Annotated in this window: 18 protein-coding genes; 5 read left to right on the top strand and 13 right to left on the bottom strand. The window is 66.9% G+C overall.

Going from position 1 to position 21,913, the window contains the following annotated elements:
- Nucleotides 1–6 precede the first annotated feature (6 nt).
- Nucleotides 7–441, bottom strand: coding sequence for a VOC family protein (locus tag AC3WVS_RS05900; protein ID WP_492317791.1), 435 nt, complete (start codon nucleotides 439–441; stop codon nucleotides 7–9).
- A 147-nt stretch (nucleotides 442–588) separates the two neighbouring features.
- On the opposite strand from AC3WVS_RS05900, the gene AC3WVS_RS05895 reads away from it, so the two are divergent.
- A complete protein-coding gene (locus tag AC3WVS_RS05895; RefSeq protein ID WP_492317790.1) occupies nucleotides 589–1,488 on the top strand; it encodes a LysR family transcriptional regulator in 900 nt (299 codons plus the stop codon).
- A gap of 116 nt (nucleotides 1,489–1,604) precedes the next feature.
- Here the strand turns inward: AC3WVS_RS05895 and aspA are convergent, their stop codons facing one another.
- The 9 genes from aspA to AC3WVS_RS05850 form a co-directional block, all read right to left on the bottom strand.
- Nucleotides 1,605–3,032, bottom strand: coding sequence for an aspartate ammonia-lyase (gene aspA / locus AC3WVS_RS05890; RefSeq protein WP_492317941.1), 1,428 nt, complete (start codon nucleotides 3,030–3,032; stop codon nucleotides 1,605–1,607).
- A gap of 386 nt (nucleotides 3,033–3,418) precedes the next feature.
- The gene (locus tag AC3WVS_RS05885; protein WP_492317789.1) at nucleotides 3,419–4,474 is read right to left on the bottom strand and encodes a DUF4438 domain-containing protein; all 1,056 of its coding nucleotides are present in this window, start codon (nucleotides 4,472–4,474) and stop codon (nucleotides 3,419–3,421) included.
- A gap of 12 nt (nucleotides 4,475–4,486) precedes the next feature.
- Nucleotides 4,487–5,161, bottom strand: coding sequence for a hypothetical protein (locus AC3WVS_RS05880; RefSeq protein ID WP_492317788.1), 675 nt, complete (start codon nucleotides 5,159–5,161; stop codon nucleotides 4,487–4,489).
- On the bottom strand, nucleotides 5,158–6,024 hold the full coding sequence (locus tag AC3WVS_RS05875; protein WP_492317787.1) for a hypothetical protein: 867 nt from the start codon (nucleotides 6,022–6,024) through the stop codon (nucleotides 5,158–5,160). Before AC3WVS_RS05875 ends, AC3WVS_RS05880 begins: the two co-directional genes overlap by 4 nt.
- A gap of 59 nt (nucleotides 6,025–6,083) precedes the next feature.
- The gene (locus AC3WVS_RS05870) at nucleotides 6,084–7,169 is read right to left on the bottom strand and encodes a hypothetical protein (RefSeq protein ID WP_010811754.1); all 1,086 of its coding nucleotides are present in this window, start codon (nucleotides 7,167–7,169) and stop codon (nucleotides 6,084–6,086) included.
- Nucleotides 7,170–7,190: 21 nt separating this feature from the next.
- Nucleotides 7,191–9,269 (bottom strand): hypothetical protein, encoded by a 2,079-nt coding sequence (locus tag AC3WVS_RS05865; protein ID WP_492317786.1) that lies wholly within the window; start codon nucleotides 9,267–9,269, stop codon nucleotides 7,191–7,193.
- A gap of 49 nt (nucleotides 9,270–9,318) precedes the next feature.
- A complete protein-coding gene (locus AC3WVS_RS05860; RefSeq protein ID WP_492317785.1) occupies nucleotides 9,319–10,617 on the bottom strand; it encodes a hypothetical protein in 1,299 nt (432 codons plus the stop codon).
- A gap of 38 nt (nucleotides 10,618–10,655) precedes the next feature.
- A complete protein-coding gene (locus AC3WVS_RS05855) occupies nucleotides 10,656–11,732 on the bottom strand; it encodes a serine/threonine-protein kinase (RefSeq protein WP_136227771.1) in 1,077 nt (358 codons plus the stop codon).
- Between the two features lie 36 nt (nucleotides 11,733–11,768).
- Nucleotides 11,769–12,911 carry a hypothetical protein gene (locus tag AC3WVS_RS05850; RefSeq protein WP_492317784.1) on the bottom strand — a complete coding sequence of 381 codons (1,143 nt, stop codon included), beginning with the start codon at nucleotides 12,909–12,911 and terminating at the stop codon, nucleotides 11,769–11,771.
- 453 nt (nucleotides 12,912–13,364) lie between these two features.
- On the opposite strand from AC3WVS_RS05850, the gene AC3WVS_RS05845 reads away from it, so the two are divergent.
- Complete coding sequence (locus AC3WVS_RS05845; protein WP_492317783.1) at nucleotides 13,365–13,901, top strand: response regulator transcription factor; 537 nt, start codon at nucleotides 13,365–13,367, stop codon at nucleotides 13,899–13,901.
- 79 nt (nucleotides 13,902–13,980) lie between these two features.
- On the opposite strand, the gene AC3WVS_RS05840 is transcribed toward AC3WVS_RS05845, so the two are convergent.
- The 3 genes from AC3WVS_RS05840 to AC3WVS_RS05830 all read right to left on the bottom strand — a co-directional run bounded on the left by AC3WVS_RS05840 (nucleotide 13,981) and on the right by AC3WVS_RS05830 (nucleotide 18,464).
- Entirely contained in the window at nucleotides 13,981–15,849 is a 1,869-nt protein-coding gene (locus AC3WVS_RS05840) for a TRAP transporter large permease (protein WP_492317782.1), read from the bottom strand.
- A gap of 62 nt (nucleotides 15,850–15,911) precedes the next feature.
- Nucleotides 15,912–16,931, bottom strand: a complete 1,020-nt coding sequence (locus AC3WVS_RS05835) for a TRAP transporter substrate-binding protein (protein ID WP_492317781.1) — start codon at nucleotides 16,929–16,931, stop codon at nucleotides 15,912–15,914.
- A gap of 36 nt (nucleotides 16,932–16,967) precedes the next feature.
- Nucleotides 16,968–18,464: a mannitol dehydrogenase family protein gene (locus AC3WVS_RS05830; protein ID WP_492317780.1), complete on the bottom strand. Its 1,497-nt coding sequence runs from the start codon at nucleotides 18,462–18,464 to the stop codon at nucleotides 16,968–16,970.
- Nucleotides 18,465–18,625: 161 nt separating this feature from the next.
- Here AC3WVS_RS05830 and AC3WVS_RS05825 point away from each other — a divergent pair, with 161 nt between their 5' ends.
- Genes AC3WVS_RS05825 through AC3WVS_RS05815 form a run of 3 tightly spaced genes read left to right on the top strand, consistent with a single transcriptional unit; the run spans nucleotide 18,626 to nucleotide 21,665 of the window.
- Nucleotides 18,626–19,390, top strand: a complete 765-nt coding sequence (locus AC3WVS_RS05825; protein WP_492317779.1) for a GntR family transcriptional regulator — start codon at nucleotides 18,626–18,628, stop codon at nucleotides 19,388–19,390.
- A gap of 19 nt (nucleotides 19,391–19,409) precedes the next feature.
- On the top strand, nucleotides 19,410–20,618 hold the full coding sequence (gene manD / locus AC3WVS_RS05820; protein WP_492317778.1) for a D-mannonate dehydratase ManD: 1,209 nt from the start codon (nucleotides 19,410–19,412) through the stop codon (nucleotides 20,616–20,618).
- A 12-nt stretch (nucleotides 20,619–20,630) separates the two neighbouring features.
- Nucleotides 20,631–21,665, top strand: coding sequence for a Zn-dependent oxidoreductase (locus AC3WVS_RS05815; RefSeq protein ID WP_492317777.1), 1,035 nt, complete (start codon nucleotides 20,631–20,633; stop codon nucleotides 21,663–21,665).
- The last annotated feature ends 248 nt before the right edge of the window (nucleotides 21,666–21,913 follow it).

The following is a 21,913-nucleotide window of genomic DNA, read 5'->3' as shown; positions in this document are numbered from 1 at the left end:
ATTGACTTACTTGGCGAACAACGAGGCGATATTGGCAAACGCCTTCAGCTCCAGCGCATTGCCCGACGGATCCAGGAAGAACATGGTGGCCTGCTCGCCGACCTCGCCCTTGAAGCGGATATGCGGTTCGATGATGAATTGCATGCCGGCGCCCTTGAGCTTGTCGGCAGCCGCCTGCCAGTCGTGCATCGACAGCACCACGCCGAAGTGGCGCACCGGCACGGCATCTCCGTCCACCGCGCTGGTCTTGCGGTGGCCGCATTCTTCCGGCGCCAGGTGGGCCACGATCTGATGGCCGTAGAAATTGAAGTCGACCCAGTCTTCCGAGCTGCGGCCTTCGGGGCAGCCCAGCAGCTCGCCATAGAATTCGCGCGCGCTGGCGATGCTGTGGACCGGGAAGGCCAGGTGGAACGGGGGCAGGACTGCGGTGGATTCGCTCATGGTGTGGAGACTCTTGGCAATGGATGTGTAGTGGGGACGTGCGGCGCGTGGCAACGCACCGTCCTGGAACCAAAGTCTATGCATGGCAAAAAATTAATAAAAGCGATATATTTTTGATCTTAGCTCCACGAAAATTGATGAATCGACATGTTGCGAGAACTGCGCACCTTTATCGCCGTCGCCCGCCACGGGACCTTCGCCAACGCCGGCGCACATATTGGCCTGACACAGTCGGCCGTCAGCGCGCAGATCCAGCGGCTGGAGTCAGAGCTCGGTTTCGCGCTGTTCGACCGCACCGGCCGTTCAGCGCGCCTGAACCCCGCCGGGCGCGAAACGCTGGCGCTGGCCGAGGAGCTAGTCGTGCTTTACGAGCGGATCGGCCACCAGGGCCTCGACATCCAGGGCTCGGGCATGGTGCGCATCGGTGCCATCGCCTCGGCGCAAGCCACCTTCCTGGCCGATGCCATTGCCGCGTTCCGGGCCGAACTGCCCGGCTGCCGTGTGCGGATGGTGCCCGGCGTTTCGCTCAACCTGCTCGGCCAGGTCGACGCCGGCGAGATCGACATCGCCGTCATGATCCGGCCGCCCTATGCGTTGCCCGCCGAACTGGAATGGCGCCCGCTGCTGGAAGAGCCCTTCGAACTGCTGGCGCCCGCCGCGCGGGCCGGCATGGACTGGAGGGACGCAATTTCCACGGCGCCCTTTATCCGCTATGACCGGGCTTCGTTCGGCGGCAGGCTGGTCGACCAGTTCCTGCGCAAACAACGAATCGCGCCTCAGGAAGCCATCGAGCTCGACGAACTCGAAGGCATCGTGCAACTGGTGGCGCGCGGGCTCGGCGTGGGCCTGTTGCCTCGCATGCTTGCCGGTGGCGCGCGGCCGCCGGGCGTGACGGCACTACCGCTTGGCGACGACACGTTCTATCGCGAGGTGGGACTCGTCGAGCGCGCGCGGCACAGCCGGCAGCCAGTCGCGAGCCGCCTTGCCGACCATATCGGCAAGGCGGCGCAGGCGATGGTGGCGTCGGATCGAAGCGATCGGCCCTGACCTGCAGCGCAGGTTCCGTGTCTTCGGGCGCGGCGGGGCGATCTTCTATGGGCTGTCGGTGCTCGACATCGCCCTGTCGGACATCTCATTCTGCACGGAGAGCAAGGGAATTCTGCTCAGTGCGCCTTCCCACGAAAGTCCAGCGGCACCGGCTGGGTCAGCGTCTCGGGGCGCAGGATGCGGTCGAGTTCCTCTTTAGACAGCAAGCCCTTGCGCAAGACGATTTCATAGACGCTGCCGCCCGTGGCGTGCGCTTCCTGCGCAACGGCGGTCGCGTTCGCATAGCCGATGTAGGGGTTGAGCGCCGTCACGACGCCGATCGAGTTCTCGACCGTGGCGCGCAGCCGGTCGGCATTCGCGGTGATGCCTTTGACGCAGCGCTCGGCGAGCGTCAGGCAGCCGTTGCGCAGATGGCTGACGCTCTTGAACAGGCTGTGCGCGATGATCGGCTCGAACGCATTGAGCTGGAGCTGGCCGGCCTCGGCCGCAAAGCTGACAGTGACGTCATTGCCGATGACTTCGAAGGCGATCTGATTCACGACTTCGGGGATCACCGGATTCACCTTGCCGGGCATGATGCTCGAGCCGGCCTGCATCGGCGGCAAGTTGATCTCGCCCAGGCCAGCGCGTGGACCGCTGGATAGCAGCCGCAGGTCGTTACAGGTCTTCGACAGCTTCACGGCAACGCGCTTCAACACGCCGGAGAGCTGCACGAAGGCGCCGCAGTCCTGCGTGGCCTCGATCAGATTGGGTGCGGTCTCCAGCGGGATGCCGGTGATCTCGCGCAGGCGCCGCAGCACCACCGGCGCATACGACGGATGCGCGGTGATGCCGGTGCCGATCGCGGTGGCACCGAGGTTGATCTCGCAGATCAGCATCGCGGCTTCGCGCAGGCGCGCCTCGTCCTCTCCGAGCATCACGGCGTAGGTGCTGAATTCCTGGCCGAGCGTCATCGGCACGGCGTCCTGCAACTGAGTGCGGCCCATCTTGATGATGTGGGCGAACTCGTCGGCCTTCGCCTCGAAGGCCCGTCGCAGCACCGCCATGGCGTCCACAAGACCGGCGATACCGAACCACGTAGCGACCTTCAGCGCGCTCGGGTAGACATCGTTGGTGCTCTGGCCGATGTTGACGTGCTCGTTCGGGTGCAGGTGCTGGTACTCGCCCTTCTGATGGCCGAGCAGTTCGAGCGCGCGGTTGGCGATCACCTCATTGGCGTTCATGTTGGTCGAGGTGCCGGCGCCGCCCTGAATCACATCGACGACGAACTGGTCGTGCAGCTTCCCGGCCATCAACTCCTGGCAGGCGCCGACGATTGCGTCGCAGCGCGCCTTGTCGAGCAGGCCCAGCTCATGGTTGGCCTGCGCCGCGGCCTGCTTGATCGCCGCCAGCGCCTTGATCAGCTCCGGGTAGATGGAGATCGGGGTGCCTGTGATAGGGAAATTCTCGACGGCGCGCAACGTATGCACGCCGTAGTAGGCCTGGACCGGGACTTTACGGTCACCCAGGAGGTCATGTTCGGTTCTGAAGAGTCCGGCAGTCATGGTTACGCCCCTCGCGCAAATTGGGTTCAGCACTGTTGGCGAAGTCTATGGAATCGGCCGCGCCTGCACCACGTTCGATGCCAAGATTTCATGGGTTGTCGGGGCGCAATGCATGGTTATGCAGAAATGGCATAACCGTGGATTCGATTCTGCCGGTCGCCTTCGCACCTGCTAGGGCAATCTGATGGCAAGTTACGTAAGCGGCGTATTTTGCGTGATGACTTGGGGGAGGCCCCGAGCGGGTGCCCGGTATTGCCCGATGTTGCCGCGGCTCACCGGGGCTTTCCTACTCGTGCCGCCTGGATGGCGATGCTTCCGCTTGCTGAGATGTCCGACAACCGGGTCGCGACCTTCCCGCGTTTCGTATTTGCACCAGAACCTTCGCCCTACCGCGTGGCGAACGCCAGCCGCGGTGGCGCTTCTGGCACCGCGCAGCGAACGCGCCGGTCGCGCTCCGGCAGTGTCAGCTGGGTATGTGGCGGCGCGGCTCGCCGCACGCCGAGGATTTCCGCTACATTGGCTTGCGGGCGGAGCAGCGGCCGCAGCAGCGAGGCGGGTCCTGTGAGCAGCGGCGTCACGCCCGGGCCGTGCCCGCTGACCGTGCTGTCGCCGTGCACCACGACGCCGATGGTCACGCGGTCATTGGCGTAGCGCGGCCCCCGCCGCGTATCGGCGCCGATGATCGCCACCATATCGCCGAAGCGCAGGCTGCCCAGACGGTAGCGCTCACGTGCCTGCCGGTCCGACAGCTGGATATCGTAATCCCCGCGCCATGCATTGTTCTTTCCCAGCCCGGAGCCCATGACGCGCGCCGGCACCAGATGCGTGACCGGCGCATGGAGCTGGCCATCGCGCTCCAGCAGGCCCCATCGCGCCAGCAGGCGCGGCGAGCAGTTGAGGACTTCGATTCGGGGGTGGTCGCGGAGTCGTAATCCCAGTCCATGCGAAAGAATCTGGATGCGGTCGCCGATGCAAAGGCGCACCAGCACCTCCGTGGGAAAGTCCACCAGCACGTGGTTGACGCCGCCGTGCTTGCCCGTCACCACACCAGTCCGGCCCGCGCACGCTCCGTTGACCACACGGGCCGGATTGCCGACGCAGGCATAGGTCAGCAGGGCGCTGTTGGGTCCGTCGCGTGGGCCGACGATCTCGCGCCCGTTGTTGTGCAGGGCGACCCCCGGCTCGATATGGTCGCCCGCCAACCCGACGCAAGGATCGCCGATGCGCTTATTGACCACGATGCCGCCGGTACCTGGCAGGACGCGCGGCACGCCGTCGTAGCCAATGCGGTAGGGCGAGGCGCGCCCCACGGGATGGGCGATCTGCCCAAGGACGGACACCGCCACGAGTTCGTCGGCATTGATTCGGGGAACGGGGCGTGCACCGTCGCGGCCGGCCGGACGGGACAGGGCTTGCTGGACGAGCGGAATCGGGCGGGACATGGGAGCCATCTCCTATCGCATCCTGCGCACCACGGTGGCGGCGACCTGCGGCTGTCTCGGCGCGCGCCGGTTCTCGGCCGCGACGGTGTCGTAGACGGTGTGCGCGATATGGTGCAGCTCCGCATCGGTCACGCGTCCGCTGACCTGATAGAACAGGCGCACGCGCTGCGGCAGCCCGGGCACGGCGCTGGTCCGAGACTGGCGCATATGGCGCCGCACCTGGTCCACGTCGCGCACCACCTGTCGCGCAAGATGGCCCAGGCGTAGCCGTCCGTTGGCGTCGCGGTAATCGGTTGCGTGTAGCAGCTTGCTTTCGAGGCCGGCCGGCAGGCGCTTGGGGGCAGCCGGCATCGGCGTGAGATCGAGCACCGAGCCGCCCCTGCGCGGGCCGATGCGGAGCTGGTTGCGCACATCGAAGCCGCGCAGGCACAGGCGTTCGACCAGGATCTGCTCGGCGCAACGGCCACGCAGGTTATTGATGACGATGAGCGCCGGACGCTGCCCGCGCGGCCGGGCCTCAGCGGCGGCCAGATCACGGCATGCCAGATGCCGGGCGCGCGAGGCCGGCAGGCATTCGTTGCGGCCGACGGCAGGGTCGGCATCCCCGGCGCGTCCGCGCTCGCGCGTCCAGTGCCGAACGGCATCGTCAAGCATGGCGTCGACGAACTGGTCGATTGCTGCGCTCATGCTTCGGCTCCTTGCGGGGCCGGTGTGCCGATCGCCGGCGTGGGGCAAAGGGGATACCACCAGGCGGTGGCTTGCTGCCAGGGGTCGGCATGATGGCCGGTCCCGACCAGCGGGCCATCGACGCAAGCATGGTGCGGCGACGACGCCATCACATGCAGCGCGGCCAGCCTGGGCAGGCGTTCGGCGAGCCCGGCCACGCCTGCCGCTGCCAGTGCGTCGCGCAGCAGCGAGCGCTCGGCGCCGAACAGGGATTCGGAAGGCAGCGGGTCCAGATGCCGCACGTCGACGCCGCTTCGCCACAGGGCATCCACCGGCCACGGTGCGCCGTCACCATCAAGCGTGGTCAGCACGATGGCGGCATCGAGCGTGGCGGAGAGTGCGAGCGTGTCGAGGGCGATGGCGAGCGGATCCCACCAGGGGGAGGGCATTGGGCCGAGCGCCGGCCTTGCCCCCTCGCAGCGGCGCAGCAGGGCGTCGAGCAGGACCTCGTAGCGCTCGACCACGGCATGGTCGGCAGCGTCGCCAAGCTGGGAACCGGCCACGTTGTCTCCGACCCAGCGAAACGGCCACGACGCGGCATCGGTGCAGTCGCGCATCGCGATCCACGCAATCAGAGCGGGTTCGAGCGGCGGCGGCACGGCGCCGCCGCTGTCCAGTGCGGCGCCGTTGGCCGAGAGGCTCGGCAGTACCATCTCGCTCGCATCGATGACCTGCCAGAACGCGCGCGTGAGCCAGGGCTCCAGCACCCGCGTGAGCCGCAACGCCAGGCTCGGCCCCCAGGGCGACCCGAGCACCAGCGCGGGATCGAGGATGCAGGCGAGCTTGCGTTGCCGTACCGATACGATCATGTCCTCAGCATGCATGGCGGGGCGTCTCCGTGTCAGCCGCGGTCAGGGATGCGCAAATGTACGGCGCGCCACGGTCAGGCCGCAGCCTGCGGCACGCCGAGCACGCTGTTCAGCGCGTGTGTCACGCCGGGGAATCCTCGGCCCTCGGGCGTCATCCGGTACGCGGCGACCCACGCTTCCGCGTGCGCGCCCATGGGCCGCACCACGCTCTGGAACAGGATCGGATCGGTTGCGGTCTTGAAATCATTGTCCGCAACAAACTGCAGGATCCGCCGGCCGCTTTCGGCCATCTTGGCCCGTTGCGAGGGCTCGGCCACCCCGCCGAGATAGCGATTCGAGACGATCTCGACCACATCCCACTTGGTGTTGGCGTCAAAGGCCTTCTTGATGTCGGGCGAATCCAGCAGCTTGAGCACCTGGATCAGGTAATGCCCGGTTTCCATCGCGAGCGCGAAGATATTGCCGTAGGTGGACCGGTCCAGCGCATAGCGCAGGTCGAGTCCGATGCGCTGGATGGTGCCGACGCTGCCGAAGGGACGCTGGTCGATCAGCTGTCCGCCCCGGATGACTTCGCCGATCAGCAGATCGCGGAAGTACTGGCCCATCGCCACCATGAAGCCGACCATCTGGCGATGGAAATTGCGGTTGACCACTGCGCCGGCCGGGGCCTGCGCGGTGCCATAGTTGAAGGCGCGCCGATAGGCCACCATGCGGTCCTGCCGGGTGTAGCGCAGTGGCCGCCATTTTTCGAGCAGATAGAGTCCGCGCGCGCCGGGGCCGCGCTGGATGCGCATCTTCCCCAGGCGGAACAAGCGCAGCAGGGTCTCCACCACCTCAAAGATCTTCATGCGCTCGTGCTGATAGATAAAGTACAGCTCGGCAGCCGCATGCAACTGGCTCGGGATGATTGAATCGTCGAAGTCAGGCTGTACATAGGGATAGCCGATCTTCTCGAAGCCGACTGCCCCCTGCGGACCGAGGCCGAGCAGATCGAAGAAGCCCTCCTCCCCGCTGCCATTGGGTTTGGACAACAGTTCAGAGTAACGCTGCTCGAACTGCGACGCGAAGGCGTCGCGCTGGTCGGGCGGCAGGCTGGCCAGCTGCTCCTGCAGAAAGGTCTCCCACAGGCGCTGAATGGTTTCGGTGGTCTGGAAGTTCATGATGCGCTCCGTCGTCGGGGGTCAGGCCTTGGCAGGGCCGCCGTCGGGACCCGCAGGGCCCGCTCCGGTACCGTCGGCGCCAGTACCTTCGGCGCCGTCGAAGGCATCAGCCGCACCGGGAGTGAGAGGGGCGGGGGCAGCGGCGGGCGGCACGGCGGACGTGCCCGGCGTAAGGAGTCGCCGGCGATTCCGTTCCCCCAACTCGTGCGCGATACGATCGATCGAGCCGTCCGGATGCGGCGGAATCTGCGGGGCGTGCTCGCGATAGTCGCGGTTGCGCCGGTGCCACTCGGGCACGCGCTGCTCGATCATCATCAACGCGCCGCGCTGGTATCCCGGCAGCATTCCGATATTGCCAAAGGTCCCCATATGTGGCGGACTGTGATAGACGGGGGCGAGCGTCGCATCTGCAAGCACATCCGAGGCCGGAATGCAGCCGGATGTCATCTGTTCGACGATGGGCCGCAGTGCGCGCTCGGCCTGCAGCTGGAGCACAAGCTCGCCATGCATCAGCCAGGCGAGCGGTGTTGGTCCTGCCGGCCCTGTCAGATCGAAGTGATCAATGGTGTGCTTGTCCCATACACCCCATTGGGGCGCGGGGATGACCGGATCCTGCAGGGCGGCGAAGCTGACCCCTGCCGGGATCAGCAGTGCGGCCATTTCCGACAGCATTGCGCCCGTCGGGTTGTCGGGATTGGTGATGTCCTTCATCGGTGCAGCGGCATCGAGCCAGACATTGGGGTAACGCAGCGCCAGCGCAAAGATGGCGTGGGCGGCGGCACGCTGTTCCGGCATGCCAAACTCTTCGGTGCCCTTGGCGTAGAGATCGATTGCGCGGTCGAGATCGTGCAGGACGCGGTCAAGCAGGACCTGCAGCTTGAGCGTATCGGGGTCGCAGTCGCAACGGGTGACACAGTCGATGGTCGAAGCAAATCTGCCGCGCAGACTGACCAGATTCATCAGGCGCTGCTCGGCAAAGGTGGTGCCGCTCCCTCCGTAAAGGCCATACATCAGTACGCTGGGACGCGCAATGCGCAGGAGGCGCAGGCCGCCGGAAGCCTGGAAGCCGTCCACGAACAACTGCAGGGCGTCCTGGAACGCCAGCAGCGGTGGCGCGTCGCGGACCGGCAGGTGCAGCGTCACCTGCACGAAGCGCGAGAACCGCCCGAGCATGTTCCATGCGGTCGCGCCGACCCGGCGCAGCCCGTCGCTCGAGCCTCCCGCACACAGCTGGATCATTTCGTCCATCGCACGGGAAAGGTCGGCTTCGTGGAGCAGTGCCCGCAGGTCCGACTGGCCATGCGCTTCGAGACTGGCGTGCAGGCCGCGATAGGCGGCCAGGCCTCGCGGCATCGTGTTCTGGTCCAGCGATTCCTGGGCCACGCCCGACATATTGCGCAGGCACACCAGCACCTGGTCGCGCCGCGCCTGCAGTTCAGAGTAGGGCACGCGCAGTAATGTGCGCCCGCCCTGGAAGCCTGTATTGGCGAGCGCCTCGCCCATCAACACCAGAAGCACCGCAGCCACTTCGTCGAGGCTCTGCCCGAGATTGCGATAGCTTTCGTTCAGCTCGGTGGACAGCGCGCCCACCATCCGCGCCAGCCTGGCATATTCGCCCAGGCGCCGCCGTGCGGCGAAAGCCCGGTCGCGGCTGTAGGGGTCGAGGGACTGGCGTGCCGCCGCGACGCCATCGTCGATGGTGAGGGACAGGGTCTGATGCCACCCCTCCAGCTCTGGCCGGATGTCCTTGGTCAGGTTGCTCGCGATCAGTTGCTGCAGATCCTGCTCCACATCCGCCCGGGCCTGATCCAGATCCAGATTGGTCGCGGTCGCCTCCGGCGCAGCGATGGCCGAGGGCCGTGGAGCCGCGGTATTCAGGAACGGCAGTCCCTGAGCCTCGCCGCCGATACCCTGCGCGCGCGCGTCGGACTGGTAACGGTCCAGCAATGCTCTCGCGATCTGCTGGGCGTCGTTGGGATCTCCGATCTTCAGTTCGCGCCGCAGCAGGGTATCGAAGGCGAGTCGCTGGCTGTTTCCGATGCTCGTGGGTTTGCCGTCGGAGCCGGACGGAACCGGTTGGGGAATCGCGGGATAGGCCATGGTGATCCTCTGTTGCGTTGAACGGCGTGATGCGTGTTGTCGTGCGCGCCTACGACACCAGGTGCAATAGCGCAGGTTGCGGCTCGTACGGCGCTGCGCGCGGGCGTCGCGAGGCCATGCGCGCGCTCAGCTGGCCGATCACGCAGTGCGCGAGGCGCCTCGGCGGGATGCGCCCGTCCACTATCGCGTAGTGCGCGGCGCTCACGAGGTGGCGGGGAGGCAGTCCGGTTTCACGTTCGGACGCAAGCAGCCGCGCGCCTTCGCGAATGGCCGCCTCGTCGTCACGCGAGAAGGGAATGATGTCGGCCAGGGCGCGCTGGGCGAGGTTGCGGCGCGTCTGGAACGCAATCTCGTCGACGACGTCCGGGACGATGCGCGGCACGCTCTGCATCAGCGCGGCGGGTATGCGGTGCCCGGCGGAGGGCTGGTACAGGTTTTGCCAAACCCGTAACAGCCGTGCGGCGTCGCGCGTGAAGCCGAGCCGGCGTAGCATTTCGGCCAGCAGGTAGACACGCAGGTAGGCGGTGGGATGCGCGCCGCCGGGCCGGTAGGTCATGGTGCGCGGCTGGGGGTGCGCGAGGAAATCCGCCATGCCCCAGGCCGCCGCCGGGCCACCGAGCAGGATGGCCGCGAGGTCCGCGAAGATCTCCTTGTGCCAGCGGCCGTAGACGGTGGCGAGAAAGGGATCGCGCGTCTTGCCCATGGTGCGCCTGAGTACGGCCTGGCGGTTCTCCCTCCAGATGCCGAGGTCGGCCTGCAGGTTGTGTGCGACTTCATGCAGGAAGACCGATTGCCATGGCTGGTCTCGGTCCCAGGGTATGCGGATCAGCGGAAAGGGATTGGTCTCGCCGAGCAGCCGCGACAGCGCCACGCCACGGCGCATCGTCGCGGGAGAATAGCCGTGCTCCATGTAGCAGACCGGCTTGAGCAGCGGGCCATCGAAGACGCGCGGCGCGGCGCGTCGAACGGCGCGGTAGCAGTCTTCGGCGATGACGTCGTGCGCGGCGAGCGACGGGCCGAAGCTCGTGCCCCGCTGCGCGAACACTTCGTAGAACATGCCGAACAGCCGCCGCGCGCGGTCAAGTTCGCGCTCGACCAGCGCCACCTCGATCAACACCCGTTGCGCAGGCCTCTGCTGCCAGTCCGGCAGCATCTGATCGAAGCGCGCGCGGATGCGTTGCTCGGCCTGGGCCAGCCGCGCGTTGGCCGTGTCGAAATGTTGCTGCGAAGGCGCATGGGGCATGTCTTGCGGGCGCAGTCCGACAAAGGCGTTGTCGACCCGGGCCAGCCGCGACAGGCGCGCGGACAGGCCGCGAATCTTTGCGCTCAGGAATCGCTGCAGGTTCATGGCCGGCCCCCGTTCCGATCGGTGTCACTGGCGACGATTCATGCGCCACGGACGATGATGGTCACCGGCCCGCGCACATGCATGCGACGGCCGCCGCAGTGTGGGCAGCCGACGCCATGGCCGCCATAGTTGCGGGACTGGGCGCGCGGGCCGGTTGCCGCGACACGGCGCGCTAACGGCGCTATCGTGCGCGCGGCGGCCTGCGCGCCGCGGCCGCGCGGCGTGGCCCGGCGCGCCGCAGGCACCAGCGGCTGCGACAGCTGGCGCGCCGCCTGGGGTCGCCGTGCCACGGCTTGCGCGGTGCGGGTGGCGGTACGCACAGCGGCGCGCGGCGGCAACTGGCGCGCCTGCACTGTGCGTTGCGTGGCGCGCACCGCGCGTGCAACCGCGCGTGCCGCGGGGGCGCCGCTGGTGCGGGTGGCCGTTCGCACCGCCTGGGCCACGCCGCGCACCGCGGCGCGACGCACGGCGGGCGCGGCGCGCGCGACCGAGGGGAGGGCGCGGCGGAGCACCATGCCGGCCAGCACCGGCGCGGCGGCGTCGATCGCATCCTCGTCGAGTCCATCCACCAGTTCGTCGAAGGTCTCATACTCGTCGGCGCCGTCGGCGAGCATGCGCCCGGCCACATTGGCGATGCGCCCGATCAGCTGCGCTTGTGGAAGAGGAATCATGCTGGCGATCGGTCCCACCACACGCGCGGCCTGCCCAATGCCTTGCCCCACGCGGCGCGCGACATTGACCGCGCCGCTCGCCATGCGCCGCAGGCGGCGGAAGAACTCGTCGGCGTCACCGGCTTCCATGGCATCGGCCACGGCGTCCTCCATGCCGTCCAGTTCGTCGTAGGCGGCCTCGTATTCGTCGACGGAGTCGATGCCGTCCACGTCCTCGTAGGTATCGCCCTCGTCCTCGCCTTCGTCATACTGGGTCGCGCCGCCTGCGAGCACGCGGCCGACGAAGTTGTCCTCGCCTTCATCCCATTCGTCGTAGCTGTCGTTGCCCTCGTCGGATTCGTCGTACCCGTCGTCGTGCATCAGGTCCATCGCGCTGCCTCGAGTGGGGCCCTCGGCGGCTTCATCCATCAGCTCGTCCATTACATCGGCCTCGAATCGGTCCATGGTGTGCTCCTTGGTGTGCGGATCAAGTTGATTGGCTCAGCGGGGTGCGACCGTCAGCGTCACAGGTCCGCCGAAGTGGAAGGTCCGGGCTCTTCTCTGCCGGATGGTGCGCACGCCGCGGCCGATGCCTGTGGGGCGGGCCATCGGCGCAGGGGGAGCGGGTTGCGCCAGGCGATCGAGCATGCGGGGATTGGCGACGACGCGGCGCGCGGCCTGGGGCAGCCCACGGCGCAGCGCCCGTGCGGCCTGGTTCGGCGGTTGCTGGCGTTGGCGTGCGACGCGGGTGGCGGCGCGCGCCAGCGGTGCCAGGGCGCGTGTGGCCCCGGGTCCGCCTGCGCGCACCAGTTCGCGTGCCGCGCTGGCGACGCCGCGCACGAGTTGCCGCCGGCCCGCGGCCGATAGTTGCGCCACATTTGACAGGCCGAGTCCGCGCGCGGCGGCGCGCGTGGCGAGCGCCACCGCTGCGGGCAGGGCCTCGTCGATGCCGTCGTTGGCATAGAGATCGATCATCGCGTCCATGCCTTGGCTCGCGCTGGCCTGCGAGGCGAGCAGTTGGCTGATCTGCGCGAGCATGTCCTGCGTGCCGCCGCCAAGGGTGCCGAAGGCGCCCGCCTGCCGGCGCGCCTGGCGCGCCGCGTGGCTGACGTCCCCGGCAAGGCGGCCAGCGGTTTGCAGGCCGCGCGCAAGGTTCGGCGTGCCCAGCATGCGCGCAAGGGCGGCCGCCGCGTTGGCGGTGGGGGAAGCAGCCTGCGCCACCCGGCCCACCTGTCCCGCCACGCGGCCCGCCCTTCGTGCGACGCCCTGCATGCGTCCGGCCTGGCGGCTTATCACCCCGGCCGCGCGGCCGAGGCCGCCCAGCAGGCGGCCGAGAAATTCGTCGTCGTCGGCGGCGTCGAGGCCGTCGGCTACTTCTTCCTCGAAGGCGTTCCATACGGCCATCTGGTCGATGTGGTCGCCGATGTCGGTGTCTTGCGCGGCCGCCATATCGGCCGAATCTGTCTCGTCCGTGAAAGCATCGTCGCCCCCGTCCTGGTCAAACGGGGACGCGGTCCGCGCGAAGCCCGATTGCAGCCCGGCATGATCGGCGGCGTCGTCGGCCGTGTCGCCGTAGTCCGTGCTACTGGCGTATTCGTCCACGCCGAGGTCTTCCATCAGGTCATTGTCGAATTGGTCGCTCATCGCATGCCTCCACGCGGCCGTGTGTCATGCCGCTGTCATGGCCACTCTAGATGCGGCGAGGTGCCCGCCGCATCGCCCGATGCCTCTGGCACGGCGGGATTCGCGCGACCGGCCGGGCGCGACAGGACCGGCGCATCGGGGTACGGCACAACGGGCCCGCAAGGCGGGGCGTGCCGACTTGCCGTAGCCGGAATGGGGTAGCCTGCTTGCGCTCTCGCTTTTTCCTTGCAAAGTCACCGGCCATATGCCAAAACAAAGAAGTTTCGAGCGGCCTGTGTCAGGGAAAAGTGCAGCGGGGGCACTGCAGCATGACTCAGGGAACGCAGCTTGTCAGCGCGCATGGATACGAATGCGGACTCGAAGCCGGCAGTTGAGCTGTGCCGTCATGCGGGCATCCGGCGTGCCGTTCGCTCGTCGTCGTGTTGCCAGGCGGAACGACAAGAAGGAAAAACCATGCTTCACAGATTCCGCCGGGGCGCGCTGCTGGCACCGTACAGCGCATTAGGGGATTTGCCCACGGCCGGGTACGGGGCGGCGGCAATCCGGTCGGGCAGTTGGGGGAGAGAGGTCTGCGAGGTCGAACTGGGCGGCCGGCGATGTCGGTTGCTGCAGGTAGGCGGCCTGCGTGCGCCACGCGGGGGGGCGTACGGGGAAGGCGAGATTACCCAGTTCGAGTTCGAGGGGAACTATTACGCCCTGATCGCTGATCCGGTGGCCGTGCCGGCGGCCGCGCCGCTGCCGGCCGGCGAGCCGCGTCCCGCCGTCCCCGATGTGCGAAGCGTGTTGACCGTGCGCGAACTGCAGATCGTGCAACTCGTCTGCATGGGCTATTTGACTAAGCAGATCGCGGGCCGGCTTCATATCAGCGAATTTACCGTCCGCTCGTATCTCAAGACGATCTACTGCAAACTCGGCGTCCGTTCGCGCGCGGCGATGGTGTTCTGCTATATGCAGGCATGCGCTGGAGGCGCGGACGGCGCCCAAACCTGACAGCGGTCCGGTATCGGCTAACCGGAAGGGACGACACGAATTTTCAGGCAGACATCGAGGGGTGCACGAAAGACTGCATTCACAGGAACCCGATCGAGAACCAAGGCACCAGCGTCAGCAGCAGCAAGGCCACCAGCAGCGCCGCCATGTGCGGCCAGACCCGCGGCATGGCCACGTCAGGCGAAACCCGCCCGATGGCGCAAGCCGCGTAGAAGCCGACGCCGAACGGTGGCGCAAACAGGCCCAGGCCCATGGCGAAGATCACCACCATGGCGTAGTGGACTTCATGCACGCCGACGATCTTTGCGATCGGGAACAGCAGCGGGCCGAACAGCACGATGGCCGGGATGCCTTCAAGCAGGCTGCCGAGCAGGACGAATGCCAGCGCCGACACCAGCAGGAATCCGGTCTTGCCGCCCGGCACGGCGGACATGATCTTCACCAGGTCGTCGGCAAAGCCCGATTGCGTCAGTGCCCACGCCATGGTGGTGGCGCAGCCGACGATCAGCAGGATCGCGCCGGACAGCGCAGCGGTATCGACCAGCATCGGGTAGATGCTGCGCCAGTGGAAGCGCCGGTAGACGAAGATGCCGGCGAGCACTGCGTAGAAGATGCCGATGGTGGACACTTCGGTCGCGGTGGCCACGCCTTCCACTACCGCGGTGCGGATGATCACGGGCAAGGCCAGGGCCGGCAGGGCCACCAGCAGCGATTTCACGATCACGGCGCGCGTAGGGCGTACCACCGTGCTCATGTCTTCCTTGCGCGCCTGGAACCAGACCACGCAGGCCATCATGACCAGGCCCACCGCCGCCGGCATCAGGCCGCCGATGAAGAGCGAGGTGATCGACACGCCGGTGACCGATCCCACCGTGATCAGCACGATGCTGGGCGGGATCGTTTCGGACATCGCGCCGGACGCCGACAACAATCCGATCAGGTCGCCGTCCCTGGCGCCGCGCTGCTTCATTTCCGGGAACAGCGCGGGCGCGACCGCGGCCATGTCGGCTGCCTTTGCGCCGGAGATGCCGGACACGATATACATGGCGCCGAGCAGCACGTACTGCAGGCCGCCGCGTACATGCCCGATCAGGTTGGCGAGGAAGCTGATCATTGCGCGCGCCAGTCCGGTCATCTCGATCAACGCGCCCAGGAAGACAAAGAGCGGCACGGCGAGCAGGATCAGGTGCGACATGCCTTCCTGCATGCGGTTCGGGACGATCGACAGCGGGGTCGTGGTGGTGAAGGCCAGGTAGCACATGGTGGCCAGGCCGAAGGCAAAGGCGATCGGCACGCCAATGGCGACGCATGCCACCAGCATCAGCAGGAAGAAGATCACCAGGTTGATGTTGCCGAGTTCTGCCAGCACCGGGGACAAGGCCCACAATATTGCCCCGATCACGCCCACCGCCACGCCGCTGACGAGAACCCGCTTCCAGTCGGCCTGCGCGACCAGCCGGATGACGGCCGTCGCCAGCATCAACAGCGCGCCGGCGAGCACCGCCGCGGAGCGATAGCCTTCACTGATCTCCAGCGTTGGCGACGAGACCTCGATGTGTTCACTCAGGTGCTCGTAGGCCGGCCAGACCAGCATCAGCAGGAACGCCACTACCAGCCACATGCCGAAGGCATCGAGCCACGCGCGCCTGGCCGGTGCCAGGTCCTTGATGAAGGTGGTCAGCTGCATGTGCGCGCTGCGCTGCAGCGCAATGATGGCGCCCAGCATTGCCAGCCAGAGGAACAGCATGCTGGCCAGTTCATCGGTCCAGGGGATGGGCGCATGCAGGACATAGCGCGCGAACGCACCACCGCCCAGGATGGCGATCTCGGCAAGCACGATCAGCGCGGCCGGAATCTCCACGACCCAGCGCATGGCGCGGCCCCAGAAGGCAAGGGCGGCGCCTGGTTCCTGCGGTGCGGCAGCGAAGGTTTCGGCAGTGTGCTCCATCGTCGTGTCTCCATGCGGCACGCGCTGAGGCGCGGCTTCTCGTTCAGTGTGGTGGTATGGCGTCAGGCCAGGCGGCCCGCGTATTTCTCGAGCCTGGCCCAGGCTTCGTCGCCGTACTTCTTCTTCCACTCGGTGTAGAAGCCGGCGCTTTGCAGCAACTGGCGGAAAGGCGTGGGATCGGGCCGGTTCAGCGTGATGCCCAGCTTGCCCAGTTCCGCCTGCGCATCGACATTCAGCCTGGCGATGTCTTCACGCTGGCGCAGCGCCGCGCTGTTGAAATGGGTGGCGATGGTCGCCTGCACTTCCTTCGGCAGCGCCTGGAATTTCCTGGCGTTGCCGAAGATGAAGTGGCCATCCCAGGTATGCGCGGTGAGCGAGCAGAACTTCTGGACTTCATAGAGCTTGGCGCTGCGGATCAGGGCGAGCGGGTTTTCCTGGCCGTCCACCACTCGCGTCTGCAGCGCGGAGTAGAGCTCGCCGAACGGAATGGCGGTCGGCGAGGCGCCAAGCGCCTTGAACATCGAGATCCAGAGCGGGATGCCGGGCACGCGGATCTTGAAGCCCTTCAGGTCCGCAGGGGTCTGAACCGGCCGGCTGGCCGAGGTGATATTGCGGTAGCCGTTGTCCAGGCACTTGTCGAACACGTGCAGGTTGACCTTGCCCAGCGCTGCCCGCACGTGCGCCCCGACGTCGCCATCCATGGCCGCCCAGACCGTGGCGTAGTCCTTGAAGGCAAAGGCGACGCCGTTGATGCCGGCGGTCGGCACCAGCGTCTGCAGGTTGGTGCCGGCAGTGGACATGAAATCCATGGCTCCGGCGCGGGTCTGCGAGATCATGTCGGGCTCGCTGCCCAACTGGCTGGCGGGATACACCTGGAGATCCACCTTGCCGCTGGTGTCCTTGCGGATGGCCTCTGCCGCTTCCTTGATGCGCAGTGTGCCCGGGTGGTCCGCAGGAAACGCCGTGCCGTATTTGAGCCGGATGCTGGCGCCCTGGGCAAAGCCGTGACGTACCGGCAATGCGAGCGCGAGACTGCCGGCGGCCAAGGCGCCGAACTGGCGGCGTGTCAGGGAGAAGGTCATGGTGATGTGTGCTCCTGTATCGAAAGATCTGGCGCCTTATTGGCGCGGCGGCATGGACAGCAATGCCGCCGCGCCGCGGTTTGCCAGTACCGCCAGGTAAGCGGCAAGGCGGGCGGCAAGGGGCGCAGGCCACGGCGTGGTGCCAAAGACGGCGGCATGGCCGAGCGCCTGGCGCACGGCATCGGCGTCGCAGCCTGCGCTGCGCAGGCGCTCGGCCAATGCGGCGGCGCCGGGGTCGCTGATCGCAAGTACCTCGCCGTGGTCGCTGCGGCCGGTTCGCAGGTAATGCAGCCACATCGCCAGCGCACGCTCAAGGAATTGCCGTTCGACGCCCGCGCTGCAGCTTTCGCGCAAGGCGGGCAGCCAGCGCACGGGGATCTTCTGCGTGCCATCCGTCGCGATCTGCGCGGTCAGGTGGGCGAGGGCGGTATTCTCGAAGCGATGCAGCAGGTCGCGACAGTAGCGGTCGACGTCATAGCCTGGCGGCGCCGCAACGGTGGCGCGCAAGTCTTGCATCACGCCCCGCGCGAATGCGGCGGCAGCGGGATTCGCCATGACGTCTGCGATGCTGGCAAATCCTCCAAGCTGACCGGCATAGGCCATTGCCGAATGGGTGCCGTTGAGCAGGCGCAGCTTCATCGCCTGGTAAGGCCGGACATCGGTCGTCAGCAGCGCGCCACCGGCTTCCCATGCGGGCCGTGGCCCCGCAAAACGGTCTTCAATGACCCATTGCGTGAAGGGCTCGCACACGACGGCGGCTTCGTCGCGCACGCCGAGCAGCCGGCTGGCCAGGTCGAGCGATGCTGTGCTGGCGGCCGGCACGATCCGGTCGACCATCGAATTGGGCAGTGCGATCTCGTCCTCGATGCGCCGTGCCAGGTCTGGATCGGACAGCGCCGCGAACTGTGCAAGCAGCCGACGCAAGGTGTCGCCGTTGCCCGCCATGTTGTCGCAGCACACCACGCTGAGCGGGGCGCCGCGCGGCCGGCGGCGTATGCCCGCCGCAAGGATGCCGAGGGTGCTGCGGGGGCGCTCCGGGTTGGCCAGGTCGTGGCGGATGTCTTCATCGCCGAGGTCGAGCCCGGTCGTGGACGGATGCTGGCTGTAGCCTTTCTCGGTCACGGTGCTGGTGACGACGGTGACGGCCGGGTCAGCGATGGCGTCGATCACCTGCTGCAGGGCCTGCGGCGCATACAGCGATGCAACCACGGCACCGACGATCCGTGTGTGGCTGGCATCGCCATGGCGCTCGGTGACCGAATAGAGATGGTCCTGGGCTTGCAGCGTGTTGCCCGTGGCGGGGCTGCGCAAGCTGACGCCGATGATTCCCCACCGGGTATCGCCCTGCGCCAGGGCGGCTTCGGTGTACAGCGCCTGGTGGGCGCGGTGGAATGCACCCAGACCCAGATGCACGATGCCCCGGCCCAGGCCGGAGCGATCGTAGCGAGGACGCTCGACCCCGGCACGCACCTTGAGAAGGGCTTCTTGTGAGAGGCGCTGATGGCGTGCTGCCGTGGCGGAAATGGGCTGCATATCGACAAAGGATCACATTTCTATGTTTACTGCCATGGTAGTGCGGCGGTTTTGTGCACTGTAGCGTCGAGTAATTGGCGAATCCATGCGGGTTTACGCCGAACCATGGGGAAAACGTCGACGTGCTACCATGGCAGTAACACACAAATAACCGACCCCAAATGCGCGCCTCCCGTATCTCGCTTGTTCGCGAAAATTCCCAGGAAGCCTTCAATGCCGAAGAGGTCCTGGCCCGTGCACTGGCTGGATTCCAGCTGGAAAAGGACCGTTCCTACACCGCCCAGGTCCATGCGATGCTGCAGCGAGCCATCGTGCGCGGCACGCTGCCCCCGCGCATGGCGCTGTCGGAGGCGGCGATCTCCCAGGCGATCGAAGTCAGCCGCACGCCGGTGCGTGAAGCGCTGGCCATGCTGGCCGACGAGCAGCTGGTGCAGATCTACCGGCAGGTCGGCACCATCGTCGCGCCGGTGCGCACTTCGCTGATCGAAGAGGGGCGCTTCGTGCGCTGCACGCTGGAGTGCGCCAATCACGTGCAACTGGCGCTGTCCATCACGAGCGAGCAACTGGCGGAATTCGGCAGCATCGTCGAGCGCCAGCGCGCCGCCGTCGCCAGCAACCAGACCGATTTGTTCTCGGAGCTGGATGAACTGATGCACCGCAGGCTGTTCGAGTTTGCGGGCAGGCACAACGTGTGGGCCATGCTCGAGCCCATCAAGCGGCATTTCGACCGGGTGCGCTGGCTGCTGCTGGGCCGGGTGGCCGACCACGCCAGCCGCGCGCTGCAGGAGCACGAGCAGATGCTGGCGCAGATGGCGGCGCGCGATGTCGCGGGCCTCGGGGCCAGCGTCGCTGCGCACATCAACCACATCACCGAGCATCTCCAGGCGTTGCACAAGCAGGCGCCGGAGAGCTATTTCACTGACTGACCTCGCGGGGGAACGCGACTTGAAGATCGAATCTGTACAGACCATTGTCACCTGTCCGGGACGCAACTTTGTCACCGTCAAGGTGATGACGGATGAAGGCGTCCATGGCCTGGGCGATGCCACGCTCAACGGACGGGAACTGGCGGTCCAGGCCTATCTGGACGAGCACGTGATCCCGTGCCTGATCGGGCGCGATCCCCGCAACATCGAAGACATCTGGCAATACCTGTATCGGGGGGCCTACTGGCGCCGCGGCCCGGTCACGATGACCGCCATCGCCGCCATCGACATGGCCTTGTGGGATATCAAGGGCAAGTTGGCCGGCATGCCGGTGTACCAGTTGCTGGGCGGCAGAAGCCGGCAAGGGCTGATGGTGTATGGCCACGCCAACGGACGCGACCACGCCGAGGCCGTGGAGGCCGTGCAGCGTCATGTGGAGCAGGGCTACAAGGCCATCCGCGTGCAGTCCGGCGTGCCCGGCCTGGGCAAGGTGTATGGCGTGGGCAAGGGTGGCGGCCATTACGAGCCTGCCGAGAAAGGCCTGCCGCCGGAAGAGCCCTGGGATACATCGCTCTACCTGCGCCATACGCCCGAACTGTTCCGCAAGGTGCGCGATGCCGTGGGTTTCGGGCCCCACCTGCTGCACGACGCCCACCATCGCCTGACGCCGATCGAGGCCGCGCGGCTCGGCAAGGAACTTGAGCCCTTCAGCCTGTTCTGGCTGGAAGACGCCACGCCGGCAGAGAACCAGGAGGCGTTCCGGCTGATCCGCCAGCACACCACGACGCCGCTGGCGGTGGGGGAAGTCTTCAACTCGGTCTGGGACTGCAAGACGCTGATCAGCGAGCAACTGGTCGACTACATCCGCGCCACCATCGTGCATGCGGGCGGCATTACCCATGTGCGGCGCATCGCGGACTTCGCAGCCATGTACCAGGTGCGGACTGGGTTCCATGGGGCGACCGACCTGTCGCCGGTGTGCATGGCGGCCGCGGTCAACTTCGGCCTGTGGGCGCCCAACTTCGGCATCCAGGAGCTGATGCCGCACAGCGAACTGACTGATGCGGTCTTTCCCCACAACTACCGCTTCGAAGACGGCTACCTGGTCATGGACGAGGTGCCGGGCCTTGGTGTCGATATCGACGAAGCACTGGCCGCAAAGTATCCCTACGAACGTGCCTACCTGCCGGTTGCGCGGCTGGCGGATGGCTCGATGTGGCACTGGTAGCCGGAGTTTCCGATGCTCAGCATTGTTGTCGAAGAACCCAACAGCATGGCCGTGTGCGAGCGGCCAATGCCGGAGCCCGCTGCCGGCGAGGTGCGCGTACGCGTGCGCTATGCCGGCATCTGCGGTTCCGACCTGCATATCTTCCGCGGTCACAATCCGTTCGTGGCGTATCCGCGCGTCATCGGCCACGAGTTCGTCGGCACCATCGATGCCGTGGGTGCCGGGGTTGATGCGTCGCGCATCGGCCAGCGCGTGGTGGCGGATCCGGTCATCAGCTGCGGACAATGCCATGCATGCCGGATCGGCCGCCAGAACGTGTGTAGCCGGCTCCAGGTGATCGGGGTGCACCGCGACGGCGGCTTCAGCGAGTACGCCTGCGTGCCGGCCCGCAATGCCTATGTGATTCCGGACGGCATGCCCGAAGCCAGCGCTTCGGTGATCGAGCCGTTCGCGGTGGCGGCCAATGTCACGCACCGCACCGGCGTGCTTGCGCAGGATGTGGCATTGATCTATGGCGCGGGGCCGGTCGGCCTCAACCTGATGCAGGTCCTCAAGCGCGTCCATGGCCTCCGCGCCTACATCACGGATCACCTCGACGAGCGCCTCGCGCTCGCGCGGCAATGCGGTGCCGGAGAGGACGAGGTCATCAACACCGCGCGCGAACCCATCGAACAGGCGCTGGCGGCGCGAGGCGTGGAAGGCGGTCCGACACTGATCTTCGATGCCGTATGCCATCCGGCCATCCTGGAGGAGGCCGTGCGCATTGCGGCACCGGCCGGGCGTATCGGGGTATTGGGCTTTTCGCCGACGCCATCGGCGATCCTGCAACAGGAACTCACCAAGAAGGAATTGACGCTGTATGCCTCGCGGCTTAACTGCGCGATGTTCCCGACGGTGATTGACTGGATCGCGAAAGACCTGGTCAATCCCGGGCAAATTGTCACGCACCACGTCGATTTTCGCGATGTTGTCGGCGCCTTTGCACTGGCCGAGGGCAATCCGGGCGAATGCTGCAAGGTGCTGCTTGACTTTGGTCATGGTGGCTGACATGGCGGACTTCGGGCTCATCGGGTTTCCTCACGCAGGTGAGTTGCCGGGCGTACGGCGCAACTTGCATAACCTGGCCCAGCGCTCGGCAGCCAGGCGGCAGGCGGATCGTCGCGAGCTGGAACAGACGTTGGCGCGGCTCACAGGGCGGGGTGTCTGAAGCGCCGACCCTTGCGTAATCAGCAGGTGGCGCTTGACGCGCATTCTCTCTTCGTTCACCTTATGTCCCCGGCATGGCCGGCGTCCCA

This window comes from Cupriavidus sp. CPT47-8839-RL05A, from assembly GCF_058792255.1.
This window is presented reverse-complemented; position numbering and strand designations above follow the sequence as displayed.

What these genes read in the sequence shown, in the direction of transcription:
- AC3WVS_RS05900 (WP_492317791.1), bottom strand. Translation starts at nt 441, where the DNA reads ATGAGCGAATCCACCGCAGTCCTGCCCCCGTTCCACCTGGCCTTCCCG.
- AC3WVS_RS05895 (WP_492317790.1), top strand. Translation starts at nt 589, where the DNA reads ATGTTGCGAGAACTGCGCACCTTTATCGCCGTCGCCCGCCACGGGACC.
- aspA (WP_492317941.1), bottom strand. Translation starts at nt 3,032, where the DNA reads ATGACTGCCGGACTCTTCAGAACCGAACATGACCTCCTGGGTGACCGT.
- AC3WVS_RS05885 (WP_492317789.1), bottom strand. Translation starts at nt 4,474, where the DNA reads ATGTCCCGCCCGATTCCGCTCGTCCAGCAAGCCCTGTCCCGTCCGGCC.
- AC3WVS_RS05880 (WP_492317788.1), bottom strand. Translation starts at nt 5,161, where the DNA reads ATGAGCGCAGCAATCGACCAGTTCGTCGACGCCATGCTTGACGATGCC.
- AC3WVS_RS05875 (WP_492317787.1), bottom strand. Translation starts at nt 6,024, where the DNA reads ATGCATGCTGAGGACATGATCGTATCGGTACGGCAACGCAAGCTCGCC.
- AC3WVS_RS05870 (WP_010811754.1), bottom strand. Translation starts at nt 7,169, where the DNA reads ATGAACTTCCAGACCACCGAAACCATTCAGCGCCTGTGGGAGACCTTT.
- AC3WVS_RS05865 (WP_492317786.1), bottom strand. Translation starts at nt 9,269, where the DNA reads ATGGCCTATCCCGCGATTCCCCAACCGGTTCCGTCCGGCTCCGACGGC.
- AC3WVS_RS05860 (WP_492317785.1), bottom strand. Translation starts at nt 10,617, where the DNA reads ATGAACCTGCAGCGATTCCTGAGCGCAAAGATTCGCGGCCTGTCCGCG.
- AC3WVS_RS05855 (WP_136227771.1), bottom strand. Translation starts at nt 11,732, where the DNA reads ATGGACCGATTCGAGGCCGATGTAATGGACGAGCTGATGGATGAAGCC.
- AC3WVS_RS05850 (WP_492317784.1), bottom strand. Translation starts at nt 12,911, where the DNA reads ATGAGCGACCAATTCGACAATGACCTGATGGAAGACCTCGGCGTGGAC.
- AC3WVS_RS05845 (WP_492317783.1), top strand. Translation starts at nt 13,365, where the DNA reads ATGCTTCACAGATTCCGCCGGGGCGCGCTGCTGGCACCGTACAGCGCA.
- AC3WVS_RS05840 (WP_492317782.1), bottom strand. Translation starts at nt 15,849, where the DNA reads ATGGAGCACACTGCCGAAACCTTCGCTGCCGCACCGCAGGAACCAGGC.
- AC3WVS_RS05835 (WP_492317781.1), bottom strand. Translation starts at nt 16,931, where the DNA reads ATGACCTTCTCCCTGACACGCCGCCAGTTCGGCGCCTTGGCCGCCGGC.
- AC3WVS_RS05830 (WP_492317780.1), bottom strand. Translation starts at nt 18,464, where the DNA reads ATGCAGCCCATTTCCGCCACGGCAGCACGCCATCAGCGCCTCTCACAA.
- AC3WVS_RS05825 (WP_492317779.1), top strand. Translation starts at nt 18,626, where the DNA reads ATGCGCGCCTCCCGTATCTCGCTTGTTCGCGAAAATTCCCAGGAAGCC.
- AC3WVS_RS05815 (WP_492317777.1), top strand. Translation starts at nt 20,631, where the DNA reads ATGCTCAGCATTGTTGTCGAAGAACCCAACAGCATGGCCGTGTGCGAG.